This is a genomic window from Synechococcus sp. FACHB-909, from assembly GCF_014698945.1.
Lineage (GTDB): Bacteria > Cyanobacteriota > Cyanobacteriia > PCC-6307 > Cyanobiaceae > Cyanobium.
The window spans coordinates 247,311-255,227 of sequence record NZ_JACJTY010000005.1; the positions used below are offsets into that span (position 1 = coordinate 247,311).

Here is a 7,917-nt window from a genome sequence, read left to right on the forward strand (position 1 = left end):
CTTCCCGGCCGCCCCCTTGGTTGATTCCAGCCTGTCCATCACCCCCGAGCAGCTCGCGGCCTTCGACGACGCCTCCATTGCCGAACTCGCCCGGCGTCTCGAGGAGGACGACTACCCCACGCCGTTCGCGGGCCTCGCCGACTGGCACCTGCTGCGGGCCCTGGCCATCCACCGCCCCGACCTGATCCGGCCCTACGTCCATCTGGTGGATCAGGAACCCTTCGATGAGGAGTGAGGAGGACGCCCTCGCCGGGCGGCGGGTGCTGGTGCTGATCAGCGGCAGCATCGCCGCCGTCAAGCTGCCCCAGCTCGTCAGCGCCCTGGTGCAGCGCGGGGCCCTGGTGCGCTGTGTGCTCAGCCCCGGCGCCGAGCGGCTGGTGAGTGCGGTGGCCCTGGCCAGCCTCAGCCGCGCCCCCTGCCACATCGAGGCCGACCAGTGGAGCCATCAGGAATCCAGGCCCCTGCACATCGCCCTGGCCGAGTGGGCCGAGGTGGTGCTGCTGGCCCCCCTCAGCGCCACCAGCCTGGCCCGCTGGGTGCACGGGATGGCCGACACCCTGCTGGCCAGCACCCTGATCGCCTGCGAGGCCCCCGTGCTGGCCGCCCCAGCCATGAACAGCGCCATGTGGGCCGCCCCGCCGGTGCGCCGCAACTGGCGGGAGCTGCAGGGCTGGGAGCGGGTGCTGCCCCTGGAGCCCGGCAGCGGCCTGCTGGCCTGCGACCGGGTGGGTGACGGGCGCATGGCCGACCCGGCTCTGCTGCTGCTGGCGCTGGAGTCGCTGCTGGTGGCCGGCTGCCGCCGCGACTGGGCCGGCCGCCGTCTGCTGGTGAGTGCCGGCCCCACCCGGGAGGCCCTCGATCCGGCCCGCTGCCTCACCAACCCCAGCACCGGACGCATGGGGGTGCTGCTGGCCCAGGCCGCCCGCCTGCGCGGCGCCACGGTCGATCTGGTCCACGGCCCGCTGGCGGTCGATCCGGCCTGGCTGGAGGGCCTCCACGGCCACCCCGTCGTCACCGCGGCGGAGATGGAGGCGGCGCTGCTGCGGCTTCAGGACGGCGCCGATGCCATCGCCATGGCCGCCGCCGTGGCCGACCACCGCCGCTGCAGCCCCGAGGGCCACAAGCTCCCCAAGGAGGCGCTGGAGGCCTCCCTCACCGAGGGCTGGGAGCCGGTGCCCGATCTGCTGGCGGCCCTGGTGCGGCGCCGGCCGCCGGCCCAGGCGATCCTCGGCTTCGCCGCCCAGAGCGGTGAGGTGCTCCAGGAGGCCCGGGCCAAGTTCTCCCGCAAGGGCTGCGATCTGCTGTTCGCCAACCCCATCGACAGGGACGGAGCTGGATTCGGGGCGGCCGGCAACGAAGGCTGGCTGCTCGGTCCCGGCGAGCGGGAAAGCCAGGTGGGCCGCACCGGCAAGCTGGCCCTGGCCCACCGCCTGCTCTCGGCGCTCGCGGAAGCGGCGGCGCTCAGGTCTCCGGATCGGGCGCCAGCAGATCCATGAACGTGCGCAGCTGCAGCCGGGGGATGTAGGGCCAGCCGCCGCTGCCTTCCATCTCGGAGAGCAGGGTGAACAGGCCGTTGCGGTCGCTGGGCAGGCTGCTGCGGAAGGGGCCGTCCTGGATGCTGCGGTGCAGGTGCTCGATGCGGCGCAGCAGATCGAGCAGGGCCTCGGGCTGCTCGGCGCGCTGCTCTGCGATCCTCAGCAGGGTGTCGAGGGCCCGCTGGAGTTCGGGGTCGGCGGCTGGGTCGAAGGCTGGCTCGGTCGCGGGTGCGGACGTCGGAGGGGAGGGCGTGGATTCGTCGATCGGGTGGGTGCGGCTCAGGGACATCTCCCTCTCATACAGGTTGTTGAGAGCCCACGCAAGCCACCTGGAATGGGCGTTTTGCACCGGTAGGATCCCGGCCAGCCCAGTTCCCGTTCCGTCTCTGCGGCTTCTCCCCATGCGTTTCCGTCCCCTGCTGGCCCTCGTGCTGGCTCTGTGCCTGACCCTGGTGTCCGCATGCAGCGGCGGGGCCAAGGCCGTTGATCGGGCCAATCTCACCTACGAAGACATCCACAACACCGGTCTGGCGAACGACTGCCCGACCCTGCCCGATTCCGCACGCGGCACGATCACCCTGGATCCCTCGGCGACCTACCAGCTCAAGGAGATCTGCATGCACCCCTCCGAGGTCTTCGTGAAGGGTGAGCCCGCCAACAAGCGCCAGGAAGCCCAGTTCGTCGCCGGCAAGATCCTCACCCGGTACACCTCCAGCCTCGATCAGGTCTACGGCGACCTCAAGGTCAGCGGTGACAAGCTCAGCTTCAAGGAGCTGGGTGGCATCGACTTCCAGCCGATCACCGTGCTGATGCCCGGTGGTGAGGAAGTGCCCTTCATGTTCTCCAGCAAGGAGCTCAAGGCCTCTGCCGCCGGCACCTCCTTCTCCACCAGCACCGACCTCAAGGGCGAGTACCGCGCCCCCAGCTACCGCACCAGCAACTTCCTGGATCCCAAGGGCCGGGGCCTGACCACCGGCTACAGCAGCGCCGTGGGTCTGGTGCCCGCCGGTGATGAATTCGCCGGGGAAACCGTCAAGCGCTATGTGGATGGCTCCGGCACCATGGACCTCTCGATCACCAAGGTCGATCCCAGCACCGGCGAGTTCGCCGGGGTGTTCACCGCCATCCAGCCCTCTGACACCGACATGGGCACCAAGGCCGTCGTCGACGTCAAGATCACCGGCGAGCTCTACGGCCGTCTCGAGGAGGTCTGAGGCCCGGGCCGGGTTTCGCCCCAGGCCCCCCTCACCACAACCCGTTGATCCCAGGGGCCCACGGGCCCCTTTTTCATGGCCGCCCTTTTTCATGGCCGAAGGTTGGTCTGGGAGGATGGGTCTATTCCCTGTGCAGCCCCGGCCCGTCGCCATGACGCTCGCCAACACCGCCGCCCGTTCCGATCTGATCGCCCCCCACGGCGGCAGCCTCGTCGATCTGATGGTGCCGCCCGACCAGCAGGAGGGTGTGCGCGCCTCGGTGGACAAGGTGCTGGAGTGCAGTCACCGCAACGCCTGCGACGTGGAGCTGCTGATCGTGGGCGGCTTCTCGCCCCTGCGCGGCTTCATGCACCAGGAGGACTACGAGGCTGTGGTGGCGGGCCACCGCACCACCAGCGGTCTGCTGTTCGGCCTGCCGATCATCTTCGACACCGACGACGCCTCCGTCGCCGTGGGCCAGCGGCTGCTGCTCACCTACCAGGGCCAGGACCTGGCCGTGCTCACCGTGGAGAGCCGCTGGGAGCCCGACAAGGTGCTCGAGGCCAAGGGGTGCTACGGCACCACCTCCCTGGAACATCCGGCGGTGCGCATGATCGCCACCGAACGGGGCCGCTTCTACCTCGGCGGATGCCTCCAGGGTCTGGCCCTGCCCCAGCGCGTCTTTCCCTGCAGCACCCCGGCCGACGTGCGCGCCACCCTGCCGGCGGGCCAGGACGTGGTGGCCTTCCAGTGCCGCAACCCCATCCACCGGGCCCACTACGAACTGTTCACCCGCGCCCTTGAGGCCCCCAACGTGAGCAAGGGCGGGGTGGTGCTGGTGCACCCCACCTGCGGTCCCACCCAGGAGGACGACATCGCCGGAGAGGTGCGCTTCGCCACCTACGAACGGCTGGCCGCCGAGGTGGACAACCCCCGCATCCGCTGGGCCTACCTGCCCTACGCGATGCACATGGCCGGCCCCCGGGAGGCCCTGCAGCACATGATCATCCGCAAGAACTACGGCTGCACCCACTTCATCATCGGCCGCGACATGGCGGGCTGCAAATCGTCCCTCACCGGCGAGGACTTCTACGGCCCCTACGAGGCCCAGGACTTCGCCCGTGACCAGGCCACCGAGCTCGGCATGGAGACGGTGCCGTCCCTCAACCTCGTCTACACCGAGGAGGAGGGCTACGTCACCGCCGAGCACGCCAAGGCCCGGGGGCTGCACATCCGCAAGCTGAGCGGCACCCAGTTCCGCCAGATGCTGCGCGGCGGCGAGGAGATCCCGGAATGGTTCGCCTTCCGTAGCGTGGTGGAGGTGCTCAGGGCCGCAGCCTGAGCCCCGTCCGACCGCGGACGCCCATTAACATTCTGTTACTTTCACTCTCACACAGGAGACAGGGTCGTGAAGAAACGCTGGCGCAACGCGGGGCTCTACGTGCTCCTGGTGATCGTGATGATCGCCGTGGGCACCGCCTTCCTGGAGCGTCCTGACCCGGCCCGGGCCCCCCGCACCCTGCGCTACAGCGACTTCGTCGAGGCCGTCCAGGCCAACGAGATCTCCCGGGTGCTGATCTCCCCCGACCGGGGCACCGCCCAGGTGGTGGAGAACGACGGCCAGCGCGCCGTGGTGAACCTCGCCCCCGACAAGGACCTCCTCAAGCTGCTCACCGACCACAACGTCGACATCGCCGTGCAGCCCAACCGGGAGCCGGCGGCCTGGCAGCAGGCGATCGGCAGCCTGATCTTCCCGCTGCTGCTGCTCGGCGGCCTGTTCTTCCTGTTGCGGCGCGCCCAGGGCGGCGGCGGCAACCCGGCCATGAACTTCGGCAAGAGCAAGGCCCGGGTCCAGATGGAACCCCAGACCCAGGTCACCTTCGGGGACGTGGCCGGCATCGAGGGCGCCAAGCTCGAGCTCACCGAGGTGGTCGACTTCCTCAAGAACCCCGATCGCTTCACCGCCGTCGGCGCCAAGATCCCCAAGGGCGTTCTGCTGGTGGGCCCTCCGGGCACCGGCAAGACGCTGCTGGCCAAGGCCGTGGCCGGTGAGGCGGGCGTGCCGTTCTTCTCGATCTCCGGTTCGGAGTTCGTCGAGATGTTCGTGGGCGTCGGCGCCAGCCGGGTGCGCGACCTGTTCGAGCAGGCCAAGAAGAACGCCCCCTGCATCGTCTTCATCGATGAGATCGACGCCGTGGGCCGCCAGCGCGGCGCCGGCCTCGGCGGCGGCAACGACGAGCGGGAGCAGACCCTGAACCAGCTGCTCACCGAGATGGACGGCTTCGAGGGCAATACCGGCATCATCATCGTGGCGGCCACCAACCGCCCCGACGTGCTCGATTCGGCCCTGATGCGGCCGGGTCGCTTCGACCGTCAGGTGGTGGTCGACCGTCCCGACTACGCCGGCCGTCTCCAGATCCTCGGTGTCCACGCCCGCGGCAAGACCCTCGCCAAGGACGTCGACCTCGACAAGGTGGCCCGCCGCACCCCCGGCTTCACCGGTGCCGACCTGGCCAACCTGCTCAACGAGGCGGCCATCCTCGCCGCCCGGCGCCAGCTGACCGAAGTGTCGATGGATGAGGTCAACGACGCCATCGAGCGCGTCATGGCCGGCCCCGAGAAGAAGGACCGGGTGATGAGCGAGCGCCGCAAGCGCCTGGTGGCCTACCACGAGTCCGGCCACGCCCTGGTGGGCGCCCTGATGCCCGACTACGACCCCGTCCAGAAGATCAGCATCATTCCCCGCGGCCAGGCCGGCGGCCTCACCTTCTTCACCCCCAGTGAGGAGCGCATGGAGTCGGGGCTCTACTCCCGCTCCTACCTGCAGAACCAGATGGCCGTCGCCCTCGGTGGCCGGGTCGCCGAGGAGATCGTCTACGGCGAGGACGAAGTCACCACCGGGGCCTCCAACGACCTGCAGCAGGTGGCCCGGGTCGCCCGCCAGATGGTCACCCGCTTCGGCATGAGCGACCGCCTCGGCCCGGTGGCCCTGGGCCGGGCCCAGGGGGGCATGTTCCTCGGCCGCGACATCGCCGCCGAGCGCGACTTCTCCGAGGACACCGCCGCCGCCATCGACGAGGAGGTCTCCCAGCTGGTGGCCGACGCCTACCGCCGTGCCACCGAGGTGCTGCTCGCCAACCGGGCCGTCCTCGATGAGCTGGCCGAGCTCCTGGTCGAGAAGGAGACGGTGGATGCCGAGGAGCTCCAGGAGCTGCTCATCTCCCGCGATGTGACGGTGGCCGCCTACGTCTAGGCCTCCCTGCGAGTCCCTGATCCAGTCCCTGCACCACCAGCCCCTGCTGGTGGTGCTTCGTGCTGAGCAGCCAGCGCTCCTGGCCCCCCAGCTGGGCCAGCTGGCCGACCTGGGGGTGCGCCATGTGGAGATCGCCTGGGGGCCCTCGCCGGCCTGGATCCCCGACTGCCGGCTCCTGATCGAGGCGTATCCCGATCTGCGTCTGGGGGCGGCCTCGATCTGCACCCCCGCGGCCCTGGCGGCGGCCCTGGAGGCGGGTTTCTCCTACGGTGTTTCCCCCGTCCTCGAGGCGGAACTGCTGGAGACGGCGGCCATGGCCCGCTTCGCCCTGGTCCCCGGGGTGATGACGCCCACGGAGGTGAACCGGGCCCGCTCCCTGGGCTGTCCGATCGTCAAGCTGTTCCCCGCCGCCAGCGTCGGCATCGGCCACTGGCGGCGTCTGCGGGATCCCCTCGGTCCACCGCTCCCCTTCTGCATCGCCGCCGGCGGTCTCCAGCCCGGTGATGTGCGTCCCTGGCTGGAGGCCGGGGTCAATGCCGTCGCCCTGGGCTCGTCGCTGGTCGCCCAGGGGCCGGAGCCCCTGCGGCAGGTGCTGGGAGAACTGCCGCAGCGGCCCTGAGCGGGCGGATCACCAGAGGCTGCACTGGCCCTGCTGACGCAGCAGGTGATCGGCCAGCACCAGGGCCACCATCGCCTCCACCATCGGCACGGCCCGGGGCAGCACGCAGGGGTCGTGGCGTCCCTTCGCCGCCAGGGTGGTCGCAGCACCGGTGGCATCGATGGTCTGCTGCTCCTTGCGGATCGTGGCCGTGGGTTTGAAGGCCACCCGCAGCTGGATCTCCTCCCCGTTGCTGATGCCCCCCTGGATGCCCCCCGAGTTGTTGGTGGCGGTCCGCAGGCGGCCGTCGTCGCTGGGCAGGAAGGCGTCGTTGTGCTCGCTGCCGCGCAGCAGGGTGCCGCCGAAGCCGGAGCCGATCTCGAAGCCCTTGGTGGCCGGCAGCGACATCACCGCCTTGGCCAGATCCGCCTCCAGTTTGTCGAACACCGGCATGCCCAGACCCACCGGCGGCCGCCGCACCAGGCATTCGATCACCCCGCCGCAGGAATCCCCGTCCCGCCCGATCGCCTCGATGCGCTCGATCATCCGTTCGGCGGTGGCGGCGTCGGGGCAGCGCACGATGTTGGCCTCCACCGCCTCCAGGCTCACGCTGGCGGGATCGATCTGGGCCTCAATGGTGTGAATCCGGCGCACCCAGGCGATCACCTCGGTGCCGTGGGTGCGGGCCAGCAGCTGCTTGGCCACCGCTCCGGCGGCCACCCGGCCGATCGTTTCCCGGGCCGAGGCGCGGCCGCCGCCGCTGCGGGCCTGGATGCCGTACTTGGCCTGGTAGGTGGCGTCGGCATGGGAGGGCCGGAAGGCCACCTGCATCTCCTGGTAGTCGCCGGGGCGCTGGTCCTTGTTGCGGACCACCATGGCGATCGGCGTCCCGAGCGTGACCCCGTCGAGCAGGCCGCTGAGGATTTCGACCCGGTCCTCCTCCTTGCGGGGGGTGGTGATGCGGCTCTGGCCTGGCCGGCGTCGGTCGAGATCGGCCTGGATCTGCTCCAGATCCAGCGGCAGCCGGGGGGGACAGCCATCGATGATCACCCCGACGCCACCGCCGTGGGATTCGCCGAATGTGCTGATCCGGAAGAGATCACCGAAACTGCTGCCCATCGCACCGCCCTGACCAACCGGGTTTCCCGAAGCAGGGAGCCTACCCAGCCGGACCGCGTCGCCATGAAAAAACCCCCTGCTCTCGCAGGGGGTTGAGAAAGTCCAGGAAATCTGGAGAGGCTGGATCAGCCGATCGCCGGGGCGGTCAGGGCCACGGGGGTGGCGCTGGCAGCAGCCAGGTCGAGGGGGAAGTTGTGAGCGTTGCGCTCGTGCATCACT

At 70.2% G+C, this 7,917-nt stretch carries 8 protein-coding genes; 6 read left to right on the plus strand and 2 right to left on the minus strand.

The genetic code is table 11. The annotated features are described in order from the left end of the window. Positions 1-16: 16 nt before the first annotated feature. On the plus strand, positions 17-235 hold the full coding sequence (gene isiD, locus H6G99_RS10340; protein ID WP_190611442.1) for a protein IsiD: 219 nt from the start codon (positions 17-19) through the stop codon (positions 233-235). Further along, positions 225-1,496, plus strand: a complete 1,272-nt coding sequence (gene coaBC, locus H6G99_RS10345) for a bifunctional phosphopantothenoylcysteine decarboxylase/phosphopantothenate--cysteine ligase CoaBC (protein WP_190611444.1) — start codon at positions 225-227, stop codon at positions 1,494-1,496. Before isiD ends, coaBC begins: the two co-directional genes overlap by 11 nt. Here the strand turns inward: coaBC and H6G99_RS10350 are convergent. Beyond that, positions 1,462-1,824: a hypothetical protein gene (locus H6G99_RS10350; RefSeq protein ID WP_190611445.1), complete on the minus strand. Its 363-nt coding sequence runs from the start codon at positions 1,822-1,824 to the stop codon at positions 1,462-1,464. The two genes, coaBC and H6G99_RS10350, sit on opposite strands and share 35 nt — an antisense overlap. A 112-nt stretch (positions 1,825-1,936) precedes the next feature. On the opposite strand from H6G99_RS10350, the gene psbO reads away from it, so the two are divergent. The 4 genes from psbO to H6G99_RS10370 all read left to right on the plus strand — a co-directional run bounded on the left by psbO (position 1,937) and on the right by H6G99_RS10370 (position 6,600). Beyond that, the gene (gene psbO, locus H6G99_RS10355; RefSeq protein WP_094585817.1) at positions 1,937-2,749 is read left to right on the plus strand and encodes a photosystem II manganese-stabilizing polypeptide; all 813 of its coding nucleotides are present in this window, start codon (positions 1,937-1,939) and stop codon (positions 2,747-2,749) included. Positions 2,750-2,900: 151 nt separating this feature from the next. Beyond that, positions 2,901-4,070, plus strand: a complete 1,170-nt coding sequence (gene sat / locus H6G99_RS10360) for a sulfate adenylyltransferase (protein ID WP_190611473.1) — start codon at positions 2,901-2,903, stop codon at positions 4,068-4,070. A 66-nt stretch (positions 4,071-4,136) separates the two neighbouring features. Then, a complete protein-coding gene (gene ftsH3, locus H6G99_RS10365; protein WP_190611446.1) occupies positions 4,137-5,981 on the plus strand; it encodes an ATP-dependent zinc metalloprotease FtsH3 in 1,845 nt (614 codons plus the stop codon). A 49-nt stretch (positions 5,982-6,030) separates the two neighbouring features. After that, positions 6,031-6,600 (plus strand): bifunctional 4-hydroxy-2-oxoglutarate aldolase/2-dehydro-3-deoxy-phosphogluconate aldolase, encoded by a 570-nt coding sequence (locus tag H6G99_RS10370; protein ID WP_502707680.1) that lies wholly within the window; start codon positions 6,031-6,033, stop codon positions 6,598-6,600. A 9-nt stretch (positions 6,601-6,609) separates the two neighbouring features. Here H6G99_RS10370 and aroC read toward each other — a convergent pair whose 3' ends face one another. Continuing rightward, entirely contained in the window at positions 6,610-7,698 is a 1,089-nt protein-coding gene (gene aroC, locus H6G99_RS10375; protein ID WP_190611448.1) for a chorismate synthase, read from the minus strand. Between the last annotated feature and the right edge of the window lie 219 nt (positions 7,699-7,917).

Bases quoted from the DNA above. Each gene is read 5' to 3' on its own strand.
- H6G99_RS10350 (WP_190611445.1), bottom strand. From the start codon at position 1,824: ATGTCCCTGAGCCGCACCCACCCGATCGACGAATCCACGCCCTCCCCT.
- coaBC (WP_190611444.1), top strand. From the start codon at position 225: ATGAGGAGTGAGGAGGACGCCCTCGCCGGGCGGCGGGTGCTGGTGCTG.
- psbO (WP_094585817.1), top strand. From the start codon at position 1,937: ATGCGTTTCCGTCCCCTGCTGGCCCTCGTGCTGGCTCTGTGCCTGACC.
- aroC (WP_190611448.1), bottom strand. From the start codon at position 7,698: ATGGGCAGCAGTTTCGGTGATCTCTTCCGGATCAGCACATTCGGCGAA.
- sat (WP_190611473.1), top strand. From the start codon at position 2,901: ATGACGCTCGCCAACACCGCCGCCCGTTCCGATCTGATCGCCCCCCAC.